Source organism: Erythrobacter rubeus (genome assembly GCF_014705715.1).
GTDB lineage: Bacteria > Pseudomonadota > Alphaproteobacteria > Sphingomonadales > Sphingomonadaceae > Erythrobacter > Erythrobacter rubeus.
This window is the reverse complement of sequence record NZ_JACXLC010000001.1, coordinates 2,744,502-2,768,588: the sequence shown is the minus strand read 5'-3', so window position 1 is coordinate 2,768,588 and position 24,087 is coordinate 2,744,502. Positions and strand designations below refer to the sequence as shown.

27 protein-coding genes and 1 tRNA gene are annotated in these 24,087 nt (G+C 61.2%); 17 read left to right on the top strand and 11 right to left on the bottom strand.

What is annotated here, in order from left to right:
- Window positions 1-178: 178 nt before the first annotated feature.
- Window positions 179-1,300, top strand: a complete 1,122-nt coding sequence (locus tag IB285_RS13640; protein WP_190788670.1) for an L-dopachrome tautomerase-related protein — start codon at window positions 179-181, stop codon at window positions 1,298-1,300.
- Window positions 1,301-1,449: 149 nt separating this feature from the next.
- Here the strand turns inward: IB285_RS13640 and IB285_RS13635 are convergent, their stop codons facing one another.
- The 5 genes from IB285_RS13635 to IB285_RS13615 are packed head-to-tail and all read right to left on the bottom strand — an operon-like array spanning window position 1,450 to window position 4,995.
- Entirely contained in the window at window positions 1,450-1,869 is a 420-nt protein-coding gene (locus tag IB285_RS13635; RefSeq protein WP_190788669.1) for a nuclear transport factor 2 family protein, read from the bottom strand.
- A gap of 4 nt (window positions 1,870-1,873) precedes the next feature.
- Window positions 1,874-2,104 carry a biotin/lipoyl-containing protein gene (locus IB285_RS13630; protein WP_190788668.1) on the bottom strand — a complete coding sequence of 77 codons (231 nt, stop codon included), beginning with the start codon at window positions 2,102-2,104 and terminating at the stop codon, window positions 1,874-1,876.
- A 3-nt stretch (window positions 2,105-2,107) separates the two neighbouring features.
- Window positions 2,108-3,094, bottom strand: a complete 987-nt coding sequence (locus tag IB285_RS13625) for an alpha-ketoacid dehydrogenase subunit beta (RefSeq protein WP_190788667.1) — start codon at window positions 3,092-3,094, stop codon at window positions 2,108-2,110.
- Window positions 3,094-4,074, bottom strand: a complete 981-nt coding sequence (locus tag IB285_RS13620) for a thiamine pyrophosphate-dependent dehydrogenase E1 component subunit alpha (RefSeq protein ID WP_190788666.1) — start codon at window positions 4,072-4,074, stop codon at window positions 3,094-3,096. The genes IB285_RS13625 and IB285_RS13620 overlap by 1 nt, the downstream gene beginning before the upstream one ends.
- A 48-nt stretch (window positions 4,075-4,122) precedes the next feature.
- Window positions 4,123-4,995: an SDR family NAD(P)-dependent oxidoreductase gene (locus IB285_RS13615; protein WP_328705894.1), complete on the bottom strand. Its 873-nt coding sequence runs from the start codon at window positions 4,993-4,995 to the stop codon at window positions 4,123-4,125.
- A 73-nt stretch (window positions 4,996-5,068) separates the two neighbouring features.
- Here IB285_RS13615 and IB285_RS13610 point away from each other — a divergent pair, with 73 nt between their 5' ends.
- Window positions 5,069-5,494 (top strand): AtaL-like protein, encoded by a 426-nt coding sequence (locus tag IB285_RS13610; protein WP_190788665.1) that lies wholly within the window; start codon window positions 5,069-5,071, stop codon window positions 5,492-5,494.
- A gap of 42 nt (window positions 5,495-5,536) precedes the next feature.
- On the opposite strand, the gene IB285_RS13605 is transcribed toward IB285_RS13610, so the two are convergent.
- Window positions 5,537-5,611: transfer RNA gene (locus IB285_RS13605), tRNA-Thr, on the bottom strand.
- Window positions 5,612-5,703: 92 nt separating this feature from the next.
- Here IB285_RS13605 and IB285_RS13600 point away from each other — a divergent pair.
- The 10 genes from IB285_RS13600 to IB285_RS13555 all read left to right on the top strand — a co-directional run bounded on the left by IB285_RS13600 (window position 5,704) and on the right by IB285_RS13555 (window position 14,632).
- The gene (locus IB285_RS13600) at window positions 5,704-5,877 is read left to right on the top strand and encodes a hypothetical protein (protein WP_190788664.1); all 174 of its coding nucleotides are present in this window, start codon (window positions 5,704-5,706) and stop codon (window positions 5,875-5,877) included.
- Between the two features lie 64 nt (window positions 5,878-5,941).
- Entirely contained in the window at window positions 5,942-6,628 is a 687-nt protein-coding gene (gpmA, locus tag IB285_RS13595) for a 2,3-diphosphoglycerate-dependent phosphoglycerate mutase (RefSeq protein WP_190789141.1), read from the top strand.
- Between the two features lie 14 nt (window positions 6,629-6,642).
- A complete protein-coding gene (purE, locus tag IB285_RS13590; RefSeq protein WP_190788663.1) occupies window positions 6,643-7,137 on the top strand; it encodes a 5-(carboxyamino)imidazole ribonucleotide mutase in 495 nt (164 codons plus the stop codon).
- Complete coding sequence (locus tag IB285_RS13585; protein WP_190788662.1) at window positions 7,137-8,216, top strand: 5-(carboxyamino)imidazole ribonucleotide synthase; 1,080 nt, start codon at window positions 7,137-7,139, stop codon at window positions 8,214-8,216. The genes purE and IB285_RS13585 overlap by 1 nt, the downstream gene beginning before the upstream one ends.
- The gene (locus IB285_RS13580; protein ID WP_328705893.1) at window positions 8,213-8,746 is read left to right on the top strand and encodes a dihydrofolate reductase; all 534 of its coding nucleotides are present in this window, start codon (window positions 8,213-8,215) and stop codon (window positions 8,744-8,746) included. Before IB285_RS13585 ends, IB285_RS13580 begins: the two co-directional genes overlap by 4 nt.
- Window positions 8,746-9,672: a bifunctional riboflavin kinase/FAD synthetase gene (locus IB285_RS13575; RefSeq protein WP_190788661.1), complete on the top strand. Its 927-nt coding sequence runs from the start codon at window positions 8,746-8,748 to the stop codon at window positions 9,670-9,672. The genes IB285_RS13580 and IB285_RS13575 overlap by 1 nt, the downstream gene beginning before the upstream one ends.
- Window positions 9,669-10,730 carry a glycerophosphodiester phosphodiesterase family protein gene (locus tag IB285_RS13570; protein ID WP_190788660.1) on the top strand — a complete coding sequence of 354 codons (1,062 nt, stop codon included), beginning with the start codon at window positions 9,669-9,671 and terminating at the stop codon, window positions 10,728-10,730. The genes IB285_RS13575 and IB285_RS13570 overlap by 4 nt, the downstream gene beginning before the upstream one ends.
- 41 nt (window positions 10,731-10,771) lie before the next feature.
- A complete protein-coding gene (gene ileS / locus IB285_RS13565; RefSeq protein ID WP_190788659.1) occupies window positions 10,772-13,681 on the top strand; it encodes an isoleucine--tRNA ligase in 2,910 nt (969 codons plus the stop codon).
- Entirely contained in the window at window positions 13,674-14,204 is a 531-nt protein-coding gene (lspA, locus tag IB285_RS13560) for a signal peptidase II (RefSeq protein WP_190788658.1), read from the top strand. The genes ileS and lspA overlap by 8 nt, the downstream gene beginning before the upstream one ends.
- A gap of 2 nt (window positions 14,205-14,206) precedes the next feature.
- Window positions 14,207-14,632, top strand: a complete 426-nt coding sequence (locus tag IB285_RS13555; RefSeq protein ID WP_190788657.1) for a DUF3035 domain-containing protein — start codon at window positions 14,207-14,209, stop codon at window positions 14,630-14,632.
- Between the two features lie 39 nt (window positions 14,633-14,671).
- Here IB285_RS13555 and IB285_RS13550 read toward each other — a convergent pair whose 3' ends face one another.
- Window positions 14,672-15,973 (bottom strand): hemolysin family protein, encoded by a 1,302-nt coding sequence (locus IB285_RS13550; RefSeq protein WP_190788656.1) that lies wholly within the window; start codon window positions 15,971-15,973, stop codon window positions 14,672-14,674.
- A 173-nt stretch (window positions 15,974-16,146) separates the two neighbouring features.
- On the opposite strand from IB285_RS13550, the gene IB285_RS13545 reads away from it, so the two are divergent.
- Window positions 16,147-16,842: an OmpA family protein gene (locus IB285_RS13545; RefSeq protein ID WP_190788655.1), complete on the top strand. Its 696-nt coding sequence runs from the start codon at window positions 16,147-16,149 to the stop codon at window positions 16,840-16,842.
- 60 nt (window positions 16,843-16,902) lie between these two features.
- On the opposite strand, the gene IB285_RS13540 is transcribed toward IB285_RS13545, so the two are convergent.
- Window positions 16,903-17,679 carry a 3'(2'),5'-bisphosphate nucleotidase CysQ gene (locus IB285_RS13540; RefSeq protein ID WP_190788654.1) on the bottom strand — a complete coding sequence of 259 codons (777 nt, stop codon included), beginning with the start codon at window positions 17,677-17,679 and terminating at the stop codon, window positions 16,903-16,905.
- A gap of 119 nt (window positions 17,680-17,798) precedes the next feature.
- On the opposite strand from IB285_RS13540, the gene sucC reads away from it, so the two are divergent.
- Together sucC and IB285_RS13530 are read left to right on the top strand one after the other, a co-directional pair.
- Window positions 17,799-18,998 carry an ADP-forming succinate--CoA ligase subunit beta gene (gene sucC / locus IB285_RS13535; RefSeq protein WP_190788653.1) on the top strand — a complete coding sequence of 400 codons (1,200 nt, stop codon included), beginning with the start codon at window positions 17,799-17,801 and terminating at the stop codon, window positions 18,996-18,998.
- Window positions 18,955-19,452 carry a GFA family protein gene (locus IB285_RS13530; RefSeq protein WP_190788652.1) on the top strand — a complete coding sequence of 166 codons (498 nt, stop codon included), beginning with the start codon at window positions 18,955-18,957 and terminating at the stop codon, window positions 19,450-19,452. Before sucC ends, IB285_RS13530 begins: the two co-directional genes overlap by 44 nt.
- On the opposite strand, the gene IB285_RS13525 is transcribed toward IB285_RS13530, so the two are convergent.
- Window positions 19,453-20,010: a DUF6265 family protein gene (locus tag IB285_RS13525; protein WP_190788651.1), complete on the bottom strand. Its 558-nt coding sequence runs from the start codon at window positions 20,008-20,010 to the stop codon at window positions 19,453-19,455. It abuts the gene before it with no gap.
- Between the two features lie 254 nt (window positions 20,011-20,264).
- On the opposite strand from IB285_RS13525, the gene IB285_RS13520 reads away from it, so the two are divergent.
- The gene (locus tag IB285_RS13520; protein ID WP_190788650.1) at window positions 20,265-21,011 is read left to right on the top strand and encodes an electron transfer flavoprotein subunit beta/FixA family protein; all 747 of its coding nucleotides are present in this window, start codon (window positions 20,265-20,267) and stop codon (window positions 21,009-21,011) included.
- Between the two features lie 33 nt (window positions 21,012-21,044).
- Window positions 21,045-21,977, top strand: a complete 933-nt coding sequence (locus tag IB285_RS13515) for an electron transfer flavoprotein subunit alpha/FixB family protein (protein WP_190788649.1) — start codon at window positions 21,045-21,047, stop codon at window positions 21,975-21,977.
- A gap of 83 nt (window positions 21,978-22,060) precedes the next feature.
- Here the strand turns inward: IB285_RS13515 and IB285_RS13510 are convergent, their stop codons facing one another.
- Together IB285_RS13510 and IB285_RS13505 are read right to left on the bottom strand one after the other, a co-directional pair.
- On the bottom strand, window positions 22,061-22,726 hold the full coding sequence (locus IB285_RS13510) for a sigma factor (RefSeq protein ID WP_190788648.1): 666 nt from the start codon (window positions 22,724-22,726) through the stop codon (window positions 22,061-22,063).
- A 126-nt stretch (window positions 22,727-22,852) separates the two neighbouring features.
- A complete protein-coding gene (locus IB285_RS13505) occupies window positions 22,853-24,073 on the bottom strand; it encodes a DUF445 domain-containing protein (protein WP_190789139.1) in 1,221 nt (406 codons plus the stop codon).
- Window positions 24,074-24,087: the final 14 nt, after the last annotated feature.

Genomic DNA, 24,087 nt, shown 5'->3' with positions numbered 1-24,087 from the left:
CGCTGTAGCGATTGGACGCATCGGCCGGAAAACCGATCCGCGAGAGGGTGGGCACGATGTCTACGTCCGGCCTCCATCGGGGATAAGCCAGTCTGAGGAGGATGTTGCCAGAGACGGTCGGAACACTTTGGAGCACGGGTGGTACTAAGAAGGGGTGCCCGATCAAACGGAGAGACCTGTGCGTTTTTTGAATCGTTTCGCCTTTGCTGCGGCGCTAATTGTCGCCAGCATGTCAACATTAGTTATCTCGGCACCCGGTGCTGCACAGGATGCTGGCTCTGACCGCGTTATTGAAATTGTCGCAGAGTTCGAGGACGGACCGGGCAACGTAACGGTCTCTCCCGATGGTCGCATCTTTCTTTCGATGCATCAGTTTTATGATCCTCAGTTCCGCGTGATGGAGCTGCTACCTGACGGGAGCACTACTCCTTTTCCTAACGAGCAATGGTCTGGACCGCGCGGGGAGGACGGCACTGCAGATGTCGGCTTGACTGCGGTTCTGGGTCTTCGTTCGGACAGCAACGGGGTAATCTGGCTTCTGGACAATGGCGGAGGTGATCCAACGAAAGCGCGTCTCGTGGGTTGGGATTCCCGTTCGGACGAGATGGCCGCTTTTTTGGATGTGCCGGCCGCTGCTTCGATCGAAGGTTCGTTTCACAACGATCTCGCTATCGATGAAGAGCGCGGAGTTGTATATTTGGCGGACATAGCCGGTCGTATCGGCGTGGTTGACCTGGAAACCGGAGAAGGGTGGCGTTGGCTCGATGGAAGCCCGGTCGCTGACGCAGATGACGTCGATTTCGTCGTTCGTGGTGAGGTGCTGACCGATCCAGATGGCGAACCGGTAAGAACGAAGCTCAACCCGATTACGATCTCTCCCGACGGAGAATGGGTGTATTTCGGCTCGATGAACGGATTGTCTGTTTATCGAGTACCGGCAGGTTTGCTCGCGGACAGAAACTCTTCCGCCGACGCTATCGAAGCGGCTGTCGAGCGGTACGGTGACAAGTCGCCTTCAGACGGCATCACGATAGACAACGCTGGTAATGTGTACGTTACCGACGGCGGCGGGAACGCCATTGGTATAACTCGACCCGATGGCAGCTATGAAACTCTGATCGTAGATCGCCGAATTGAATGGCCCGACGGTATGAGTACAGGACCGGACGGCTACATTTATGCGACTGTTAATCGGCTCAATAACGCGCCTCCGCTCAATGGCGGCAAAATGACAGAACCGAGTGAACCCTATTATCTCATCCGGTTTCGCCCTATCGCGCCGGTGACACAGGGACGCTGAGAAAGCGGTAACTTATTGCCGGTCTGATCGGAAAAGCCGCCAGTCCGACTTCCATCTCAATTCGGCCATCGCGCCTTATGGCCACGAACTTCCCATACGCAAGCCCTTAGCGGTTTGAATGGATTTGACGCACTTTGAAGCGATGCAAGTCAGGCTTTCCGCGCGACTTCGGCAGCGTCGAAATAGTGGATGCGCAGGCTCTTCATCTTGCCGTCTGCAAACTCGCCCATCTCGCACACGGTCTGGCTGAAGGTCTCGCCGCCGCCTTTGGGCGTCATGGTGAGGGTGAGCACCGTCACCGCATGCGTGTCGCCCCCGGTGATGTCGTGAATGTCGACCTTGGCCTCGGCCCAAGTCCCGTACATCGCCGCGGCGCAGCGCTGCAAAGCGTCTTTGCCGCGCCATTCCCCGGCGAAGGGCAAACAATCGGCCTCATGAAGCACGAAATCGTCGTGCAGCAGGCTCTCGACTTTAGCCCAGTCCCGTGCCCCTGCCGCAGCGTAGACGGCAGCCTGAATTTCGCGAGGGGTGCGCCCTTCCTGGCCTTCCGCGTCGCTACCCGAGGGCATTCATCTATCCAATCGTACCGATGACATCGCCGACCTTGTACTTGGTCCCCTCTTCGCCGGTCGGGTGGATCGCGCCGCTCGCCTGCGCTTCGATCTCGACCGTCGTCTTGTCGGTTTCGGCGGTGTAGATGATGTCGCCCTTCGCCACCTGCTCGCCTTCCCCGAACATCCATTCGGAAAGGGTCACTTCGGTCGCGCTCATGCCGAGCTTGGGAATGCGGATTTCTTCGGCCAAGGTTCAGTCCTTTCCTACCGAGGCTTTGATCTGGTTGGCGATGTCGCTCTTTTGCGGGATCCACGCCTGCTCCAGATGCGATGCAAACGGCACCGCCGAGAATGTACCGCCGATGCGCCGCACCGGGCCCTTCAGCTTGTCCCAGCATTTTTCCTGGATATTCGCAGCGATTTCCGCACCGACGCCGAAGGGCCGAACGGCTTCGTGAAGGGTGATCGCGCGCCCCGTTTTGTTGACGCTCGCCAGTACGGTTTCCTCATCGTACGGCGCGATCGTGCGCAGATCGATCACCTCGACGCTGACGCCCTCTTTTTCCATCTCACCGGCAACCTCCAGCGCATCGAGCACGGTGCGGCCATAGGTGATGAGGCTGATGTCCGAGCCCTCTTTCGCGACAGCCGCTTTGCCGAGAGGCACGCGGTAGCCCTCGCCCGGATCTTCGGATTCGAGGCCGTAGCACAGGATGTTTTCGATGAAGACCACCGGGTCGTTTGCATCGATGGCGGAACGCATCAGGCCGCGCGCGTCGGCAGCGTTGGACGGCGTGACCACATGCATGCCCGCGACGTGGGCGAACCACGCCTCGAGCATGTCGGAATGCTGGCCACCGAAGCCGACTCCGACACCCGTGGTCGTGCGGATCACGATCGGGCACGGCGTCTGCCCGCCCGACATGAAACGCAATTTGGCCGCGTGGTTGACGATCTGGTCCATGCACACGCCGACAAAATTCATCAGCATGATTTCCGCGATCGGTCGCTGCCCGGCGAGCGCCGCGCCAACTGCCGCGCCGATGATCGCGGTTTCGGAAATCGGCGTCGCGCGAATGCGGTTCTCGCCATATTTTTCGGTCAGGCCGGATGTAACCTTGAAGACACCGCCGCCCTGCTTGGCGGACACGTCTTCGCCGAGACAAAACACCCCGTCATCTTCGGCCATGGCCTCGTCGATGGCGAGGTTGAGAGCCTGCGTCATGGTAATCTTGCCCATCAGGCGGTCTCCTCAAGCACGTCTTTGTAAATCTCGTCAGTGTCCGGCAGCGGCGCGTCGAGCGCGTGCTGCACGGCCTCGTCAATTTCGGCGTCGATATCGGCAACGATCTTGTCGAGCTCCTCCTCGGTAAACTGGCGTTCCAGCATGACCTTGCGCAGCTTGGGCAGTGGATCTTCCGCCTTCATCTCGGCGAGATGTTCTTCTGGCATGTAGGAGAAGTCGGAACCGAAGAAGTGGCCCATCATGCGATAGCACATGGCCTCGACCAGAACCGGCCCCTTGCCTCTGCGAGCGTGCGCCACGGCTTCTTCCATGGCCGGATATATCTGGTTCACGTCATTGCCGTCGACCGTGATCCCTTTCATGCCGTAGCCAGCGGCCCGCTCTCCGATATTCGGGCTGTCGGTGTGATCGGCAAAAGCAGTGTGCTCGCCATAGCGGTTGTTCTGGCACAGGAACACGACCGGTAGTTTGTACAGCTGGGCCATGTTCATCGCTTCGTGGAAGCCGCCGATATTGGCCGCGCCATCGCCGAAACTGACGAGCGTCACGCGCCCATCGCCGTTGTTCTGGCTGGCCATGGCTAGCCCGTTGGCGATGGGAATACCGCTCCCGACAACGCCGGTCGTCACCATGATGCCGGTGTCGGGATCTGTGATGTGCATGGTGCCGCCCTTGCCCTTGCAAGTGCCGGTCGCCTTGCCGAGGCATTCGCCCCACCACTTCTTGATCGGAATGCCCTTGGCCGTCTGCTCGCCCTGTCCGCGATATGTGCAGACGACGTAGTCATCGTCTTCAAGCGCAGCCATGGCTGCGGCAGAGACCAGCTCCTGCCCGCGCACGCAGTAATACATGACAGCAACCTTGCCCTGCATCAGCAGCTCACGGAACTTCTCGTCCGTGCGGTTGACCTTCATGGTGCGGGTATAGATGTCGAGCAGCTTGTCGCGGTCTATCTCTTTGGCGGTTTCAGCCATAGGAATTGGGCCTTCCTGTTGGAGGTGATCTCAGATTGCGAGACGGGATCAGAACTGGACGCGCTGCGTAAAGCCGCCGTCGATGACGATGTTCGATCCGGTCATGTATGGAACGGCGGGACTGGCGGTGAACACAATTGCCTTCGCCACTTCTTCGTCATTGCCCAAGCGTCCCATCGGCATCTTGGCAAGCGTCGCATCGTAGAGCTCACGCATGCCGGCCTTGATCATTTCCCAATTGCCGCCGGGATACTCGATCGCGCCGGGCGAGACGCAGTTCACGCGGATACCTTGCGGCGCGAGCGCCTGGCTGAGCTGCGATCCGTATGTGATCAGGGCTGCCTTGAGCGCGTTGAAAGCCTGAGGCGCGATGAAGGTTTCGAGCGCGGCTGTCGATGACATGAAGACGATCGATCCGCTGTCCGAATTTGCAAGATGCGGCGTGAGCACTTCCACCCCGTTGACCGCGCCCATGATGTCCATGTCGAGGCCGTTCTGCCAATCGCCGGTTCCGCCCGTGCCCGAACTCGACGCGGTGTGGATGAAGATGTCGCACCCGCCAAGCTCGCCAGCAGCTTTCTCCAGCCAGGCTTTGTAGGCATCGCCGCCATCGTTCATGTCGAAGACTTCGGCAAACACCTTGCCCGGACCGGCGGCGTCGATCTCTTTCTTGGCCGCTTCGATCTTGTCATCCTTGCGGCTGAAGAACGCAACATCGGCGCCCTCGGCAGCGAAGAGTTTGAGCGATGCGAGGCCAAGGCCGTGTGCGCCGCCGTTCATGATGACCTTCTTGCCTTTAAGTCCCAGATCCATCGCTACTTCTCCCAATGCTTTGATTACCCCAACAGCGATAGCGGAGAGCAGGCGGCGGGCGCACTCGTCAAAAGTGGGGGTATGATCGCGGGCGGTTGTCCCGTTCACGCGAATTGGTGATTGCCAGCGGTGCTCGCATCGCTGCAAGAAAAGGGTTCGCCGCCGATCCAAGGAGACTGATATGCCATTCACCAGCCACAAGACGGCCATCCATGCGAGCGCAGAGCAGGTCTGGGAATTGATGATCGACAAGATCCGCCGCCCTGACAAGTACGTGCCCGGCGTGGTGTCGGTGGAGGTGCTGCAGGAATTCTCGGAGCTTTCGATCGAACGGTCCATGACGGTGCAGCAGGGTGACACGCAAAAGACCGTGCGGGAGATCATCTGGGCCGACCCCAACACCATGGCCGTGATCTTCAAATTGAAGGACGACCCCGACTACACCGGATACGTGCTCAACATGGTGTTCGAAGAGGATGGCGAGGTGCAGCTCGATATCACGATGCACTGGACCGAAAAGGACCCGGACGCGGTGATCGAAGGACCGGATTGGGAAGCGGCCGTTCGCGGTGCGGTTATGCACACGAAGGAGCTTGCCGAAGGATAGGGCGGCCTGCGGCGACCGAAAAGCTGACTGTGAGAAAGGAAATGGTGCCACGAGAGAGAATTGAACTCTCGGCCTCGTCATTACCAATGACGCGCTCTACCACTGAGCTACCGCGGCACTTCAGGAAACAGGCGCGCGCTATTGTCGCGTAGGCCTCCAATGTCAAGCATGGCTTGAAGCCTTTCTCGCTTACCGGCAAGGCGTTTCGCATGAGTGAAGACAAGAGCAAGAATCTGTCGCGCGAAGAGCGGCTCGCGGCAAAATTGCGCGAGAACCTCCGCCGCCGCAAAGCGCAGAGCCGCGCACAGACGATCGAGGGCCCTGTCGAAAGCGCTGGCGAATCGGGCGAAAGCGGGCTTTCCAAGGGCACCGACCAAAGCTAGTGGATGCCAGTGCTCGCCTCGCGCAAGCCAGCAGCCAGACCCATGAAACGCCTGGAGAAGACCAATCCCTAAACTGATCCTTGTCCGTCACGGCCAGAGCCAGTGGAACCTCGAAAACCGCTTTACCGGGTGGTGGGACGTCGATCTCACGGAAAAAGGCGTCGCCGAGGCGAAAGCGGCGGGCCAGCTGATGAAGGAGAAGGGCGTTCTGCCGACGGTCGCTTTCACATCCTATCAAACGCGGGCGATCAAGACGCTCAACCTGGCGCTGGAGGAAATGGACCGGCTTTGGCTGCCGGTAACCAAGGACTGGCGGCTCAATGAGCGCCATTATGGCGGGCTCACCGGGCTCAACAAGCAGGAAACGCGGGACAAGCACGGTGATGAGCAGGTGCATATCTGGCGGCGCAGCTTCGATACACCGCCTCCGCCGATGGAGCCGGGCAGCGAGTACGATCCCGGCGCCGATCCGCGCTACGATGGGATCGCCGTTCCCAACACGGAAAGCCTGAAACTCACCATTGAGCGCGTCCTTCCCTATTGGGAAAGCGACATCCTTCCGGTTCTGCGCAGCGGCGAAACCGTCATAATCTCTGCGCACGGAAACTCGCTTCGGGCGCTGGTCAAGCATCTCTCGAAGATCTCGGATGAGGACATCACAGGTCTGGAGATTCCCACCGGCCAGCCGATCATCTATGACTTTGACAACGATATGGTGCCGGGTGAGCGGTACTACCTGAAAGACAGCTGAGGACACGCGCACCGATGGCAGCAGACAGCAGAGGACGCGTCGCGATCGTCATGGGCAGCCAATCGGATTGGCCGACGATGAAATGCGCCGCCGAAGTGCTCGAAGAACTGGAGGTCGAGCACGAGGCGAGGATCGTTTCCGCTCATCGCACTCCCGACCGGATGAGCGCATTTGCCAAAGGTGCCGAAGGCGAAGGCTTCGATGTCATCATTGCAGGCGCAGGCGGCGCAGCGCACTTGCCCGGTATGATCGCCGCGATGACGCATCTGCCGGTGCTGGGTGTGCCCGTGCAGTCCAAGGCGCTCTCCGGCTGGGACAGCCTGCTTTCGATCGTGCAAATGCCCGGCGGCGTGCCGGTCGGGACGCTCGCCGTCGGTGAAGCGGGTGCGAAGAATGCAGGGTTGATGGCGGCTTCGATCCTTGCGCTTTCCGACGAAGACTTGTCGGAGCGCCTGCAGGATTGGCGCGCCTCGCGAACCGCCGATGTTGGCGAGGCCCCGGTCGACTGATGGCTAGCGCGCCTCTTCCCCCCGGATCGACCATAGGCATCCTCGGTGGCGGCCAGCTTGGCCGGATGATGGCGGCCGCGGCCGCGCAGCTTGGCTATCGCACAATCGGCTATGCGCCGCCGGGCGACAATGTCGCTTCCGATCTTTGTGCTGATTTTTTTGAGAATGGCTGGGGGGATCGGGATGCGATCGCGGCGTTCGCCTCGCAGTGCGACATCGTCACCTGGGAATTCGAAAACGTACCGCTCTCTGCGGTCGAAACCATTCCGCAGCGCATGCTCGCCCCGCATCCGGCTGCCCTTGGCGTCGCGCAGGACCGGTTACAGGAAAAGAGTTTCGTCGAGCAGATCGGCGCGAATTGCGCGCCCTACATGCGCGTCGAGAACGACGAGGATTTCGCCCGCGCGATGCAGCGGATCGGCACTCCGGGCATCCTGAAGACCGCGCGCGATGGCTACGATGGCAAGGGCCAGTGGCGTGTCGCCAACGAACACGACGCGCAGGGCGTGCGCTTTCCCGGGCGGCCTTGCATTTACGAAGGTATGGTCGCATTCGACACCGAGTTTTCGGTGATCCTCGTGCGCGGCACTGATGGCGAGATCCGGTTCTGGGATTCCACCGCGAACACGCACGAAGGCGGTATGCTTGTTCAATCGGTGCTGCCTGCAGGCGACAGAGTGGAACCGCTGATCGAGGAGGCGCGGGGGATCGCCGCGAAAACAGCGGAAGCGCTTCGATATGTCGGCGTGCTCACGCTCGAGTTCTTCGCCACGCAGAAGGGCCCGATTTTTAACGAAATGGCGCCGCGTGTACACAATTCGGGGCACTGGACCATCGAAGGCGCCGCAACGAGCCAGTTCGAAAACCATGTCCGCGCGATCTGCGGACTGCCGCTGGGCGAGACCGCGACACGCTTCACCAGCATCGACATGCGCAATATCGTCGGCAAGGACGCGCTCACCGCGCACGAAATCCTCGCCGAAGACGGCGAGCCGCACTTGCACCTGTATGGCAAGCGTGAGGCGCATGACGGACGCAAGATGGGTCACGTCACCCGAGTGAGCCATACCCTCCCGTGAACAAGCCGCCCGATCTGGAACTCACCCTGATCTATGCCCGTGCTTCCAACGGCGCGATCGGGTTCGAGGAGAGGCTGCCGTGGCACCTCCCTGCCGACCTGAAACGGTTCAAGGCGCTCACAATGGGCAAGCCGATGATCATGGGCCGGAAGACATTCGAGAGCCTGCCGGGGCTGCTTCCCGGTCGCCGGCACATCGTCCTGTCTCGCCGCGAGCATTGGAACAAGGACGGCGCCGAAATCGCGCACACCGTGGATCAAGCGCTGGCGCTCGCGCGCACCGACAACGACACTGGCGAGATTTGCGTCGTCGGAGGATCGGCGATCTACGACGTGTTCCGCCCGCTTGCGCACCGGATCGAAGTGACCGAAATCGACGCCGATTATCCGGGCGACACGTTCATGAAGCCCTTGGGCAGCGAATGGGTCGTGAAAGAGCGCAAAGAGTTTGTAGCGAACGGCGAAACACCAGCTTACGCATTCGTTACTTACAGGCGCGCACCCGAGCACGAAGCGCGCGGGATCGCCTGATGCGCTGGCTCGATCATCGCGAAGGCATTGCCGCCCCCTTGCGCGGCGCCGTGATTGCGCTGGGCAATTTCGACGGCTTCCATTCCGGGCATCAGGCTGTCGCAGGGGAGGCGATCAAGTGGGCGCATGAAGAAGGCAGCCCCTCGATCATCGCCACCTTCGACCCCCATCCGGTTCGGTTCTTCCGGCCCGACGTCCCGCCTTTCCGCCTGACGACGCTTGAGCAGCGGCAGGAGCTCTATCTCGCGGCCGGCGCAACGGCGATGCTGGTGTTTCATTTCGACAAGGCGCTCGCCAGCACCAGCGCCGAGGATTTCATCACCGAGATCCTGTGCGAGCGCTTCGGCGCGCATGGCGTCGTCACCGGGGGCGACTTTACTTTCGGTCAGGGCGCGAAGGGGAATGTCGATCTGCTCCGCAGCCTTGGCAGCGAACATGGCCTCAAATCCCGTGTGGTGGAACCGGTGAAAGGACATGGCGATGTCGTTTCGTCCAGCCGGGTGCGCGAGGCGCTGCGCGATGGCGACCCGCAGCTTGCGGCGCAGCTTCTCACCCGCCCCTTCGCGATCCGCGGCATCGTCGAACATGGCGACAAGAATGGGCGCAAGCTCGGCTATCCAACGGCCAATGTCTCGGTCGAGAATTACCTTCGCCCGAAATACGGGGTTTATGCCGTGACAGGCCGCATCCTGAGCACGGGCGAGGAGCTGAAGGGCGCGGCCAATATCGGCATCCGCCCGCAATTCGATCCGCCGAAGGAACTTCTCGAGCCGTATTTCTTCGATTTTTCCGGCGACCTCTACGGTCAGGAAATCGAAGTCGCCTTTCACCATTTCCTGCGCGGAGAGGCGAAGTTCGATTCGCTCGATGCGCTGACCGATCAGATGGAGCGTGACTGCGCCGAGGCCCGGCGACTGCTCTCATGAAGAAATTCGCGCTGTGGGGCGGGATGGGGTTTGCGATCCTGATCCTCGTTCTGTCGATCACCAACGCAAGCTGGCTCGCACCCAATCCCATCGGCGCGCCCAAGCAGATCGCGCATCGCGGGCTGCATCAGCTTTACGACAAGACCGGAGTAGGCCGCGATACCTGCACTGCGGACAGGATCTACCAACCGTATCACCGTTATCTGGAAAACACGGTTGCAAGCGTGGTTCGTGCGCAGAAAATGGGTGCATGGCTGGTCGAGGTAGACGTCGCGCCGACCAAGGACGGAGAGGTCGTCGTCTTCCATGACTGGACGCTCGATTGCCGCACCGATGGTACCGGTCCGGTGCGCGATGCGACGCTGGAGGAGCTGAAGGCGCTCGATATCGGACACGGCTACACAGCCGATGGCGGCCAGACCTATCCGTTTCGCGGCAAGTTCATCGGAGCGATGCCTACACTTGAAGAAGTGGCTAGGGCATTGCCCCCGCGCGGCAGGCTGATGATCAACTTCAAGTCGAAAGACTCTGCCGAGGCCGACCTGGTCTCCACGAGCCTTTTGGCGATGGGGCGCGATCCGGCGCAATCCGGTGATGCGTTTTACGGACATTCCGGACCGATAGACCGCATCCGCAACCTCCATCCCGATGCTTGGGCGTGGAACCCGGACGAAGCGCGCGCCTGTTCGGAAGATTACGTCGCCTATGGCTGGACGGGCTATCTGCCGGAGATCTGCCGGGGCAACACGATGCTCATCCCGCTCAATTACCAATGGGCATTCTGGGGCTGGCCAAACCGCTTGATCGCGCGGATGGAGGCTTACCGGGGCGAAGTCATCGTGATCGGACCGATCGGCGACAACCTGCCGCGCGGTATAACTCTGCCCGAACAGCTCTCCGAAATCCCCAGCAGTTTCAACGGCTACGTCTGGACCGAGGATGCGTTTACAACCCTGCCTGCGCTCTTCCCGCGCTTCGACAATCGCTCTCAGGAGGAAATCGACGCTGCGCAAGCTGCACTCGCTAGGCGCCGGGCCGCGGGCCGAGCTGCGCAATGAGGCTTTATTGCAGGCGCGTAATGCCCTAACGGCCCTCCCCTATGTCTGACAGCAAACGCGACTACAAAGATACGGTCTTCCTGCCCAAGACCGCCTTTCCGATGAAAGCCGGCCTCCCGCAAAAGGAGCCGGGCATCGAGGCGCGCTGGCGCGAGATCGATCTGTACGCGAAACTGCGGGAGGCGCGCGCTGGCCGCGAGAAGTTCATCCTCCACGATGGCCCGCCTTACGCCAATGGCGACATGCATATCGGCCATGCACTCAACCATATCCTCAAAGACATGGTCTGCCGTACGCAGAACCTGCTGGGCAAGGACGCGCCCTACGTGCCCGGTTGGGACTGCCACGGCCTGCCCATCGAATGGAAGGTCGAGGAGCAATACCGCAAGAAAAAGAAGAACAAGGACGAGGTTCCTGCAAAGGAATTCCGCGCCGAATGCCGCGCCTATGCGCAGAAATGGGTCGATACCCAGCGCGAGCAGCTGAAGCGGCTCGGCATCATGGGCGACTGGGACAATCCGTACCTGACGATGGACTTCCAGGCGGAGGCGACGATTGTTGCCGAGCTGATGAAGTTCGCGGAGGCTGGAAATTTGTACCGCGGGTCGAAACCGGTGATGTGGTCGCCGGTCGAGAAAACCGCTTTGGCCGAGGCTGAGGTTGAGTATGAAGACCTGACGGATTCTCCGCAGATCGACGTGGCGTTTGAAGTTGTCGAGAGCCCTAACCCAGGCTTGATCGGCGCTTATGTGGTGATCTGGACGACGACCCCGTGGACAATACCCGTCAATCAGGCGCTCTCGTTCGGAAAAGGTGTGACATATGAAGCATTCACGGTAGCTGATGGCCGCCGCTTCATCGTTGCCGAGGATCTGCGCGATGCTTTCTGTGCACGAGCAGGTCTCGAATTTGACCCCTCAATCCAAGATGAGGTCGATGACGTCCTGTTCGACGGCGAGATGTTCGGTCTGACAGATGATATGTCGGTCGGAGGGCGCACTTATGTGCGCCACCCCATGCACCATCTTGGCGGGTTCTACGGCACACCGCGCCCGATGCTCGCGGGCGATTTCGTCACCACCGAGAGCGGCACCGGCATTGTCCATATGTCGCCCGACCACGGCGAGGACGATTTCGAACTGTGCAAGGCGCACGGCATCGACCCTGTCTTCGCGGTCATGGATGATGGGCGCTACCGCGACGACTGGCTCTGGCTCGGTGGGGGTGACGAACGACGCCGCAGCGTCATCAACAAGCCCTTCAACGCGCCCGACGGGCCGATCTGCAACGATCTGCGCGAAGCAGGCGCATTGCTCAGCGCCTCTGCCGACTACGCGCACTCATACCCGCATTCGTGGCGCTCCAAAGCCAAAGTCATCTATCGCTGCACCCCGCAATGGTTCGTGCCGATGGACAAGCCGCTGGACGAGCCGGTCCAGCCTGCCGATGCGCCAAAGATCGAACTGAACGGTATGGGCCATGCGAAGGGCGTACCCGGCACTCTGCGCGAGCGCGCCATGTCCGAGATCGAGCGTGTGCGCTTTGTGCCGGAGAAAGGCGCGAACCGCATCGGATCCATGGTCGAGGGACGGCCCGATTGGGTGCTCAGCCGCCAGCGCGCCTGGGGCGTGCCGATCACGCTGTTTGTGAGAAAAGACGGCAGTTATCTGAAAGACCCCGCAGTCAACGCCCGTATTGTGGAAGCTGTCCGCGCCGAAGGAGTTGACGCCTGGGAAAAGGCACGAATGGCCGAGTTTCTCGGCGCGGACTACGATCCCGAAGAATTTGAAATGGTCACCGACATCCTCGATGTCTGGTTCGATTCCGGCTGCACCCATGCATTTGTGCTGGAAGGCGGTCGCTGGCCCGATCTCCAATGGCCGGCCAATCTCTATCTCGAAGGGTCAGACCAACATCGCGGTTGGTTCCAGTCCTCGTTGCTGCAAAGCTGCGCCACGCGCGGGCGCGCGCCATACGACCAGGTTCTCACCCACGGCTTCACCATGGATGCCAAGGGCAAGAAAATGTCGAAGTCGCTCGGCAACACCATCGATCCGCTCAAGATCATGGAAACGACCGGCGCTGACATCATCCGGCTGTGGGCGCTGAGCGTCGATTTCACCGAAGATCACCGGATCGGCGATGAAATTCTGAAAGGCGTGGGCGATCAGTACCGCCGCCTGCGCAACACCTTCCGCTATCTGCTCGGTGCGCTCGACGGATTTGTCGGCGATATGTCGGATACCGGCGAGATTCCGGAGCTGGAGCTCTACGTCCTCTCGCTACTGAGCGAACTTGACGGCAAGCTGCGCCAAGCGGTCCATGATTACGACTTTAACACCTACACGCGCCTGCTGGTTGATTTCTGCAACGAAGACCTCTCCGCGTTCTTCTTCGATATCCGCAAGGATACGCTCTATTGCGACGGGCCTGCCTCGACCACGCGCAATGCCTATCGCACCGTGCTCGACCTGCTCTTCCACGCGCTCGTGCGCTACGCCGCGCCGGTGCTGGTCTTCACAGCGGAAGAGGTTTGGCAGACCCGCTATCCCGAAGACGGCGAGCAGGAAGGCAGCGTGCACTTGCTTGAATGGCCATCGGTCCCGGCGGTACCCGCCGACCGCGCCAAGTGGGAGAAGCTCCGCAATCTGCGCGAACGCGTGACCGAAGCGATCGAGCCGCTGCGCCGCGACAAGGTGATCCGATCGAGCAACGAGGCGGTGGTGACCGTGCCTGCCGATGCCATTCCGGAAGGCGTGAGCGACGAACAGCTCGCCGAATTGTTCATCACCGGGACAGTGACGCGCGGCCAAGGCGAAGAGGTGAGGGTCTCCAAATCAACCGACGCGAAATGCGGGCGCTGCTGGCGCCTGCTGCCCGACGTGCCCGAAGACGGCGCGCTGTGCGGGCGCTGCGCCTCTGTCGTCGGAGAGGAGCACGTCAGTGGCTAACCTCTTCACCCGCGACCGGATTATCGGGCTGGTTCTCGCCGCCATCATCGCGGCCGTCGATCAGGCGATCAAGGCGTATGTGATCGGTCCACTCGCCCTGCGCGAGGTCCGCAATATCGAGCTGCTGCCGTTTTTCGACCTCACCTACACCGAGAACCGCGGCATTTCTCTCGGCATGCTCCAGGCAACCAATATGGAGATGCGCTATCTGCTTGTGCTGATGACAGCAGTGATCGCGCTTATCGTGTTCGTCTGGATGCTGCGCGAGAAGAAGCTCGGCGATATCATCGGGCTGGCGCTGATCCTGGGCGGCGCGATCGGCAACATCCGGGATCGCTGGAATCTCGGCTATGTCATCGATTATGCCGACCTGCATTTCGGGGATTTTCGCCCTTTCCTTATTTTCAACGTCGCCGATGCGGCTATCACCATCGGCGTTGTCATAATCCTTGCCCGCAGCCTGTTCCTGCGCGAAAAGGACGAAGACGAACCGGACGCGAAAAGCGTCCCATCGGAGAATTGAACATGTTTGCTTTCACTGGGCGCAATCTGAAAACCGCCATCCTGCTGACCTCCGGCAGCGCCATGCTCGCCGCGTGCGGTGGCAGCGGGATTTTCAATCGCGACCGTCCGGATGAGTTCGCGGTGCAGCGCCAGGCTCCGCTGGTGGTTCCGCCCGATTTCACGCTCAGCCCGCCCGCACCCGGAGCCCCGCGCCCGGCAGAAGGAACCGCGCAGGAGCAGGCGCTCGAGGCGCTGTTCGGCGGACCAGCCCCGCGTAGCGAGATCGAAACGAGCGCGCTCGACCGCGCAGGCGCAGCCGCACCCGGCATTCGCAGCCAGGTCGGCGATCCCGGTACCAATACGGTCGCCAAAGGCCGCGTAACTCGCGACATCATCGCCGCGCCAGAGGGTGACGGGCAATTTGCGCAGGCGCTCATTCCGGGCTGATTTGCCGTCTGGCGGCACGCATTCGATTTAAAGCGGAAGCTATTCTTCGGCTTCCTTACGCACCAGCATCTGGTCGATACGGCGATTGTCCATATCGACCACTTCGAACAGCCAGCCCTGATCGCTGAAGGTCTCTCCTGCGACAGGTAGACGCTTAAGGACGGACAGCGCATAACCCGCCGCGGTGCCGAATTCGCGGTCCTCGCCGTAATCGAGGCGCAAACGGTCCGCGAGCGCATCGGCGGACAGAGCGCCGGACACCAGCAGCGAACCGTCCTTGCGCTCGACGATCTGCGGCATTTCCCCTTGATCGAGGTCGCTCGCGAAGTTTCCGGCAATCGCGGTAAGCAGGTCGACCGGAGTCACGATCCCTTCGAAGTGGCCGTATTCATCGTGCACCACGGCCATGGCGATGTCGGATGATTGCAGCACCCGCAGGGCGTCCATGGCGTCGAGCTGGTCGGGAACCACTTCGGCCTTGTGCATCATCTCCCGCACCACGACGGGATCACCAGCAACGAGTGCGCCCAGCACTTCGCGCACCTTGACGATGCCCAGGATCGAATCCGGCGCGCCTTCGGCCACCGGAAGTAGCGAATGCGGGCTGCCCTCGATCGATTGCCGTATCTGATCGGGGTCCGCGTCAGCCTCGATCCAGTCGATCTCTGTGCGGGGGGTCATCAGCTCACGGACCGGTCTTTCCGCAAGGCGGACGACGCCTGTCAGGATCTGGCTCTGCTCCGCTTCGATCACGCCAGACCGGGTCGCTTCGGCGAAAATCATCTGCAATTCTTCGGCGGTGACCGAGTTCTGGCCCTTGGACCGGATGCCGAACAGCGCGATGACGAGAGCGGAGGACTTGTCGAGCAGCCATACCAGCGGCGCAGCAACCTTGGCGAGCAACGCCATGGGACGCGCCATGACCAGCGCGATTGGGACAGCGGAGCGCAGTGCCAACTGCTTTGGCACCAACTCGCCCACGACGAGCGTAAAGTAGGTCGTGAACGCGATGGCGATCCCGAACCCGATTTCCGCCGCGTACTCTGCTGGCACGCCCAGCAATGCGAGCCGCTCACCCAAGGGATTGCCGAGGCTCGAACCGGAATAGGCACCTGCGATGATGCTGATTAGCGTGATCCCGATCTGAACCGTGCTGAGGAACTTGCCCGGCTCTTCTGCCAGCCGGATTGCGATCCGCGCACTCGCCGACCCTTCTTCGCGGCGCGCACGCAGCCGGGATGTCTTGGCTGAAACGATGGCAAGCTCCGACATGGCGAACACGCCATTGAGCACGATCAGTCCGGCGATGATGAGCAGGTCGGTCCAGGGAAATGGGGTCACGCTCGTCTCGCTAGCACAAATGTTGCCGGTTTCCAGCGGAACATCGCTGCGGTTCTTGTGGACCGTTTTCGATCCACCGCGCCCGGTAGGCCGCGCGTCTTTTTTCCGGAACGTGTTGCCCCTTAGGTAATTGATTGATCACGAATGCTATTAATCTTGTGGAGGAAATCACAATGAAAACAACACGCATATTTCTCTCCGGCACAGCCGCTCTCGCCCTGTTGGGCACGAGCGCATGTGTCACCGATCCGAATACCGGCGAACGCAAAGTCTCCCGTACTGCAATCGGTGCAGGCGTCGGCGGCACGCTCGGCTACCTGCTCGGCGGCGTAGTCGGTGGTAGCACCGCGCGTATTATCGGCGCAGGCATCGGCGGCAGCGCTGGCGCAGTCGTCGGCAAGCAGTTCGATGACCAGATCAGGGAGCTCGACGAACAGACCGCTGGCAGCGGGGTCGATGTCGAGGAAATCGGCGATCAGGACGCCATTCTCGTCCGCCTTCCGGATGGCGTGACGTTCGCCAGCGGATCAGCCGAAATCAATCCTGGATTTTACGACACGCTGAATACGGTGGCCGACAGCCTGATCCAGTACCCCAACAGCCTGATCGACGTGTACGGCTTTACCGACACGACCGGCTCGACCGCGCTTAACCAGCGCCTGTCCGAGCAGCGCGCCGATGCGGTGGCAAGCTATCTGGCCAGCCGCGGCGTATCGCGCGCCCGTATGGAAACACGCGGTTTCGGTGAAGATTACGATTCGCTGCGTATCAAGACCGCAGACGGCGTGAACGAGCCGCTCAATCGCCGCGTGGAGATCAAGATTACGCCGGTGACACAGGATGACGTCAACGCCGCTCGCGGCAACTGATCGCTATCACACGCAACAACGGGGGCCGGTCCGCGAGGGCTGGCCCTTTTTCTTTGCGCGCTATTTCAACGCAGCGGCCCTATCCGCCAGCCGCGCAACAGCGGCTTCGTGGATACCCGGCGCGCACACCAGAACCCCGAAGTCGCGCGGATCGTGCTTGTTGTAGGCGAGCGGCTTGCCAAAGGCATCCGACACCTCCGCCCCCGCCTCGCGTGCTATCAGCGTCGCCGCAGCCACGTCCCATTCGAAACCCCAGCGCAGGGTCGCAACAAGATCGGCACGGTCATCCGCCACCATGGCGATGCGCAGGGCGATGGAATTGGGTTTCTCGACCGCGACCAGATCCGTGTCGGCGCTCAGCAATTGGTCGACGGGCACCCGCGCACCGCTGAACTCTGTCCGCGTACTCGCCACAAGCGGCCGATCGTTGAGCGTTGCGCCCTGCCCGGCGACAGCGCACCATTCCTCGTCCCGCGCGGGCGCAATCAGCATCCCGATCAGCGGCTTGCCCGCGCTTACGAGCGCGACCGAGATCGCCCACCCTTTCCGTCCGCGCACGAAATCGCGCGTGCCGTCGATCGGATCGACGAGCCACAGGAGGTCGCTACCCATTCGCGCTTTGTCGTCGATGCTCTCTTCCGAAAGCCACCCGGCGGCAGGCAGCAACGCGCCAAGTTCGCGCCGCAGGAACCGGTCGACCTCCAAATCGGATTCGCTGACAGGATCGCCCGGTGTCTTGTCCCAGCTTTGCAAATCATGACCATCCCCTGGCCAGCGAGAATGGGCAATCCTGCCCGCTTCACGGACGATTTCGAGTAGGTGATCCCTGTCAATCATGAGAGGTGCTGTCGTGAAGGCACTCTCGCCACTTTTCAAGTCGGTCCAACCTCCTTAGGGCGTTCGTCAACACGAGTCTCTCTCTCCCCCAGCGATCAATACAAAGGGATCACGCTGCCATGAATGTCCACGAATACCAGGCCAAGGAACTGCTCAAGGAACACGGTATCGCCGTTCCCGATGGCCATGCTGCTTTGACGGTCGAAGAAGCGGTCGCGGCTGCCAAGAAACTGCCCGGCCCGCTCTACGTGGTGAAGGCGCAGATCCATGCGGGCGGACGCGGCAAGGGCAGGTTCAAGGAACTGTCTGCAGAGGCAAAGGGCGGCGTGCGCCTCGCCAAATCGATCGACGATGTCGAAGCCGATGCGAAAGAAATGCTCGGGAACACGCTGGTCACGATCCAGACCGGCGAAGAGGGCAAGCAGGTAAACCGCCTCTACGTCACCGACGGTGTCGATATCGAAAGCGAATACTACCTCGCAATGCTGGTGGACCGGGCGACGGGGCGGGTCGCCATGGTTGCATCCACCGAAGGCGGCATGGACATTGAGGACGTCGCGCACAACACGCCGGAAAAGATCACCACCATCACGATTGACCCGGCACAGGGCTTCATGCCGCATCATGGGCGCGCCGTGGCATTTGCACTCGGCCTTTCTGGCGCGCTCAACAAAGCGTGCCAGAAGCTGGCGAAGCAGCTTTATGGGGCCTTTACCTCGCTCGATTGTGAGATGCTCGAGATCAATCCGCTGGTGGAGACCAAGGATGAGCAATTGCTCGTTCTCGACACCAAGATGAGCTTCGATGGCAACGCCCTGTATCGCCACCCGAAGATCGAAGAGATGCGCGACGAGACCGAGGAAGACCCGGCGGAAGTCGAGGCAAGCGAATACGACCTCGCCTACATCAAACTCGACGGAAATATCGGCTGCATGGTCAATGGCGCGGGTCTGGCGATGGCGACGATGGACATCATCAAGCTGAATGGCGCGTTCCCGGCCAACTTCCTCGACGTGGGCGGCGGCGCGACCAAGGAGAAGGTGACCGCCGCTTTCAAGATAATCCTGAAAGACCCCGCTGTTGAAGGCATTCTGGTCAACATCTTCGGCGGGATCATGAAGTGCGACATCATCGCAGACGGCATCGTGGCGGCTGCCAAGGAAGTGAACCTTTCGGTTCCGCTGGTCGTCCGTCTCGAAGGAACCAATGTCGCTAAGGGCAAGGAAATCCTGAATAATTCGGGCCTGCCGATCGTCAGTGCTGACGATTTGGGCGATGCTGCGAAGAAGATCGTGGCCGAGGTCAAGCAGGCGGCGTGATTTGAAGGCATATCGCGGGCATTGCCGGTGCGGTGAGGTGCAATTGGAGGTCCAAGGACCTCCGCTCCTGACCGCGGCGTGCCACTGCGAAGGGTGCCAGCGGATGACTGCGGGCGCGTTTTCATTGAACGCGCTTTACCGCGAAGAGAACTTCCGCTTGATTGCTGGCGAAACGGTGCTGGGCGGGCTGAAAGGCCCGACCCGGCATTTTTTCTGTCCTTCCTGCCTGAGCTGGCTGTTCACGAAGCCCGACGGGCTGGACGGAATGGTCAATATCCGGACGCCCATGCTGGAGCGGGCCCAAGACTTCCCGCCGTTTGCGGAATTCTACGGGGACGAAGGAATTCCCGGCGCAAAAACCGGCGCGCCCCGACATTTCGCAAACGCGCCTAGTGCCGACGAATTCTTTGGCCTGACGAAAGAGTATGCCAGTTGGCAGGGTCGGCCGGGCTGATCAGTCGGGCCGCATTCGCTCGAACCGAAACAGCAGCTCTTCGACCTCAGGGTCGCTTTTCATCCGCACTGCCGCGACCAGCCCCTCGCCGGGCTTCGCGGGATCGGCGCATCGCAGCGTCAGCGCATGGAAATACGCTGCGCATGGCTCCATCTCGACCAGCCGGAAGCTGAGCATATCGCCCTTCTCTTCCCATCCGGTGAGGTCGGCATTGAAATGCTTCAGCCGCAGAACAAGGCTGCCGTCCTCCGGCATGAGGTAGAGGTGTTCTGTGAACATGATCGATTGGTCATCGGGATCCGAGCCAGTGGCCTGAACAAAAGTCCCGACCATGATGCCGCCCGATGGCGGCAGCCAGCTTTCCATGGCCGGCGCGCCGCCAATGCCCTCACCGACCCACTGGCCGATCAGCCAATCCATCTCTTCGAGCGTGGCGGGCGGCGATTCGAAGCCTTCCGGGCCTATTTTCGTTTCAAGCGCCTCGTCCTGCGCGGAAACCGATCCGGCCAGCACGATTGCCACCAAAAATGTTCCGATTGCCCGGCCAATTGCAGACATTGCAAGCACTCCCCGCATCTCCGTTCCATATTACACAATTTCGGGGCGAATCTGAACAAAATGCGGGCTTGACCTCGCCTCAAGCCAGCGCGAGACACATTTCGCAAACATGCCGGTTATTTGGATCGAAATCGGCCTTCGGCTTAGTTGACGTTTACGTAAACGCAAGCTAGGTCGGCGGTATCGAATTTGCCAAACAAGGCCGGACAACGGCCAATGGGAAGGCCCAAAAAGGGCCAAAGGAAGGAACGCACATGAAAATCCTCGTCCCCGTCAAACGGGTGATCGATTACAACGTGAAGCCGCGCGTCAAAGCCGACGGCAGCGGCGTAGATCTTGCCAACGTCAAGATGAGCATGAACCCTTTCGATGAAATCGCTGTCGAAGAAGCGATCCGCATCAAGGAAGCGGGCAAGGCCGAAGAAATCGTGGCCGTGTCCATCGGCCCTGCCAAGGCGCAGGAAACGCTGCGTACCGCGCTTGCCATGGGCGCAGATCGCGCGATCCTCGTTGAAACCGATGAAGAGGTAGAGCCGCTTGCCGTTGCAAAGATCCTGAAGGCGATCGCCGACGAGGAACAGCCCGGTCTTGTCCTGCTGGGCAAACAGTCGATCTCCGATGACAGCAACCAGACCGGCCAGATGCTGGCCGCGCTGATGGGCCGTCCGCAGGGCACTTTCGCCAACACGGTCGAAGTCGATGGTGACAGTGTTTCAGTCAAGCGCGAGATCGATGGCGGCCTTGAAACGGTGAAGCTGACGATGCCCGCCATCGTCACCACCGACCTTCGCCTGAACGAGCCGCGCTATGCGTCGCTTCCGAACATCATGAAAGCGAAGAAGAAACCGCTCGATACGAAGAGCCCCGCTGATTTCGGTGTCGACATCGCGCCTCGCCTCACCACCACGAATGTCTCCGAACCGCCCGTCCGCCAGGCCGGTGAAAAGGTCGAAGACGTCGCCGCGCTGGTCGAGAAAATCAAGGCGCTCGGGATCGCTTAAGGCGCCCCGCGAGCACGAAAGGAATAGACAGACATGAACACTCTGGTTCTGGTCGAACACGACAACAACAGCGTCAATGACGCTACCCTCGCGGTGGTCACCGCTGCCGGTCAGATCGGCGAAGTAACGGCGCTGGTTACCGGCCACGATTGCGGATCGGTTGCCGAGGAAGCCGCCAAGATCGCAGGCGTCGCCAAGGTGCTGAAGGCCGACGATGCCGCTTATGGCGAATTCCTCGCCGAAAACGTGGCCCCGCTGGTCGCTGGCCTAATGGATGGTTACGACGCCTTCCTTGCGCCCGCCACGACATCGGGCAAGAACATTGCCCCGCGCGTCGCAGCCCATCTCGACGTGATGCAGATTTCGGACATTCTCTCGGTCGAGGGTGACAAGACCTTCACCCGCCCGATCTACGCCGGCAATGCGATTGCAACCGTACAGTCGTCCGATCCCAAGCTGGTCATCACCGTGCGCGGCACGGCGTTCGAAAAAGCAGCGAGCGAAGGCGGTTCCGCTGCAATCGAAGACGCCAGCGGCCCGGGCGATGCCGGTATCTCCAGCTTCGTCAGCCGCGAAGTCGCCGACGGCGGCGACCGGCCCGAACTGGCCAGCGCCAACGTCATCGTCTCCGGCGGCCGTGCGCTCAAGGACAGCGAAACTTTCGAGCAGATCATCAATCCGCTCGCCGACAAGCTCGGCGCAGCCATCGGCGCATCGCGCGCCGCGGTCGATGCGGGCTACGTCCCGAACGATTACCAGGTCGGCCAGACCGGCAAGATCGTCGCGCCGGAAGTCTACATCGCCATCGGCATTTCGGGCGCGATCCAGCACCTTGCGGGCATGAAGGATTCGAAAGTCATCATCGCCATCAACAAGGACGAAGACGCACCGATCTTCCAGGTCGCAGACATCGGCCTCGTCGCCGATCTCTATAACGCGGTGCCGGAGCTGACGAACGCGCTTTAAGCGCAGCTGCTCGAAAGCTTGAGCCCGATCGAGAGCCTCCGCTGCGCCAGACTGCGCGGCCGAGGTTTTCCTTTTTTGGCGGGTCAGACTTTGGCAATCCTTGCGCAGTTTCGGAAGGTTCGGCGCACGATCTGGCGGCGCTGCTCTGGCGTTCGGCTCAGCGCCTCTCTCGATCTCGTCTCGCGCTCAAAAAGGTAGTCGATAACGATGACGCGCTCATGCTCGGGCGCGCTTAGACGCTCGAACAATCCGTGCATGAAGGCGCGCACCAAACTGTCGCTTGCAGCGCGCTCCGATCGCGCCTGCGCGCTGTCGTCCACCACTTCAAAGTCTCCTGCAGGTGCACAAGCAGCATCCGGCATACGCAAGCCTTCGATCGCTACTGTCTTGATGCCGGCGATCCGCGCACTGCGCCGCTGATCGAGGCGCATCCGGTGACGAAGCCCCTGCAGCTCGCCGCGGATTTGCCAAGTCACATGCGTCGAGAAGCTGGCCCTTTCCGGGTCGAAACTGACCAGCGCCCGGTGCACGCCAATCGCCGCGACCTGTTCGGCATCGTCGCGCATATCGCAAAGGCCATAGCGCCGAACCATCCGAGCGATGCGCGGGCCCAGCAGGGTTAGGAGCTCGGCAAACTGATGGTCAGGCGCTTTCGCTCGCCTAGTTGCGCTGTGCTCTGCTGTCAGTTCGCGCGCAATCCTCTCAATTGAGCGGCTCGATTTGCCCGCGCTTTGATCCGGTCTGCCCATGAACCCGCCCCCTCCTGGTGAGACGAGTATCGCCTGCGGCTTAGCGCAGGCCTGCCAGCAAACTAGGGTACTGCACGTACTGCTTCGCCCGGGAGGCGACGAACCATCGCGCGTGGGCAGTACCGATCACAGAAAGCTTGTGATGAAGTGCAACGTCATCCCGACCAGCCCGCCAACGAGGGTTCCGTTGATGCGGATAAACTGGAGGTCGCGGCCAACCGCGCTTTCGATCCGGCCGGTGATCGTAGTCGCATCCCAGCGCTTTACCGTCTCGGACACCAGAGTGACGATTTCCGTGCCGTAGCGGGTCGCAACGCCGACCGCAGTGCGGCGGGCAAAGCGGTTGATCTGGATTTGCAGCCGCTCGTCCTGCTTAAGCGCTGCCCCCAGGTCGGCGAGACCTTTGCGCATTTCGACGCCCAATCCGCTATCCGCTTCACGCGCGCGCCGGATCAGCGATTGGCGAATACGCTCCCACACGCCGATCCACCACTCTGCAACCGCCGGGTTTTCGATAAGGTCGCGCTTCATTTCCTCGACCCGCTCGCGCGTCACGGGATCGTGCTGCAAGTCCTGGCTCAATTTCTCGAGCCCCTCTTCGATCTTGTAACGCAGCGGATGATCGGGATCGACCAGCACCTCGGCGAGCAGCTTGTAGAGACCATCGAGCACGCTTGAGGAAATTCGCTCGTCGAGCCCAGTCCAGCGCAACACTGCATTGGCCCTTTTGTGGATGATCTCCTTGACCGTCTCTTCATTGTCTTCGAGCGTCAGGCCGGCCCAGCGAATGATACCGTCGATGAGAGGCAAGTGCCTCTTGTCGGTCATCGCGCTTTCCAGCATCCGCCCGGCGAGCGGCGATATGTCGAGCTTGGCAAGCTGCCCGGCGAGACCGGAGCGGACTTGATTGCCTAGGCGGTCGGGATCGAGCGACTCGAGCACTTCGGCCAGCAGTTCCGCCGCGCCGCCGGTGATCCGCGAACGATTGTCCGAGCCGGACCGGTCGGGGCTTTCAGTGAGGAAATCGCCAATCGCCTTCGCGACATTCATGCCCGACATGCGCCGGGCGACAACGGCGGGGGTCAGGAAATTCTCACGCAGAAACTGCGCCATGGTGTCGGCGATCCGGTCCTTGTTCTGGGGAATGATAGCGGTGTGAGGGATCGGCAGGCCCAGCGGATGGCGGAAAAGCGCGGTGACGGCGAACCAGTCCGCCAGTCCGCCAACCATCGCCGCCTCGGCAAAGGCATTCACGTAACCCCAGGCGGGATGATTCCCGAGCAGGCCATGCGTGGTGAAGAACAAAGCCGCCATCGCGACCAGCAGGCCCGTTGCGGTCCAGCGCATCCGCCGCGCGCGAT

What these genes read in the sequence shown, in the direction of transcription:
- IB285_RS13635 (WP_190788669.1), bottom strand. Translation starts at nt 1,869, where the DNA reads ATGCCCTCGGGTAGCGACGCGGAAGGCCAGGAAGGGCGCACCCCTCGC.
- IB285_RS13625 (WP_190788667.1), bottom strand. Translation starts at nt 3,094, where the DNA reads ATGGGCAAGATTACCATGACGCAGGCTCTCAACCTCGCCATCGACGAG.
- IB285_RS13620 (WP_190788666.1), bottom strand. Translation starts at nt 4,074, where the DNA reads ATGGCTGAAACCGCCAAAGAGATAGACCGCGACAAGCTGCTCGACATC.
- IB285_RS13610 (WP_190788665.1), top strand. Translation starts at nt 5,069, where the DNA reads ATGCCATTCACCAGCCACAAGACGGCCATCCATGCGAGCGCAGAGCAG.
- IB285_RS13600 (WP_190788664.1), top strand. Translation starts at nt 5,704, where the DNA reads ATGAGTGAAGACAAGAGCAAGAATCTGTCGCGCGAAGAGCGGCTCGCG.
- purE (WP_190788663.1), top strand. Translation starts at nt 6,643, where the DNA reads ATGGCAGCAGACAGCAGAGGACGCGTCGCGATCGTCATGGGCAGCCAA.
- IB285_RS13585 (WP_190788662.1), top strand. Translation starts at nt 7,137, where the DNA reads ATGGCTAGCGCGCCTCTTCCCCCCGGATCGACCATAGGCATCCTCGGT.
- IB285_RS13575 (WP_190788661.1), top strand. Translation starts at nt 8,746, where the DNA reads ATGCGCTGGCTCGATCATCGCGAAGGCATTGCCGCCCCCTTGCGCGGC.
- IB285_RS13570 (WP_190788660.1), top strand. Translation starts at nt 9,669, where the DNA reads ATGAAGAAATTCGCGCTGTGGGGCGGGATGGGGTTTGCGATCCTGATC.
- ileS (WP_190788659.1), top strand. Translation starts at nt 10,772, where the DNA reads ATGTCTGACAGCAAACGCGACTACAAAGATACGGTCTTCCTGCCCAAG.
- IB285_RS13555 (WP_190788657.1), top strand. Translation starts at nt 14,207, where the DNA reads ATGTTTGCTTTCACTGGGCGCAATCTGAAAACCGCCATCCTGCTGACC.
- IB285_RS13545 (WP_190788655.1), top strand. Translation starts at nt 16,147, where the DNA reads ATGAAAACAACACGCATATTTCTCTCCGGCACAGCCGCTCTCGCCCTG.
- IB285_RS13540 (WP_190788654.1), bottom strand. Translation starts at nt 17,679, where the DNA reads ATGATTGACAGGGATCACCTACTCGAAATCGTCCGTGAAGCGGGCAGG.
- sucC (WP_190788653.1), top strand. Translation starts at nt 17,799, where the DNA reads ATGAATGTCCACGAATACCAGGCCAAGGAACTGCTCAAGGAACACGGT.
- IB285_RS13530 (WP_190788652.1), top strand. Translation starts at nt 18,955, where the DNA reads ATGCTGCGAAGAAGATCGTGGCCGAGGTCAAGCAGGCGGCGTGATTTG.
- IB285_RS13525 (WP_190788651.1), bottom strand. Translation starts at nt 20,010, where the DNA reads ATGTCTGCAATTGGCCGGGCAATCGGAACATTTTTGGTGGCAATCGTG.
- IB285_RS13520 (WP_190788650.1), top strand. Translation starts at nt 20,265, where the DNA reads ATGAAAATCCTCGTCCCCGTCAAACGGGTGATCGATTACAACGTGAAG.
- IB285_RS13515 (WP_190788649.1), top strand. Translation starts at nt 21,045, where the DNA reads ATGAACACTCTGGTTCTGGTCGAACACGACAACAACAGCGTCAATGAC.
- IB285_RS13510 (WP_190788648.1), bottom strand. Translation starts at nt 22,726, where the DNA reads ATGGGCAGACCGGATCAAAGCGCGGGCAAATCGAGCCGCTCAATTGAG.
- IB285_RS13505 (WP_190789139.1), bottom strand. Translation starts at nt 24,073, where the DNA reads ATGCGCTGGACCGCAACGGGCCTGCTGGTCGCGATGGCGGCTTTGTTC.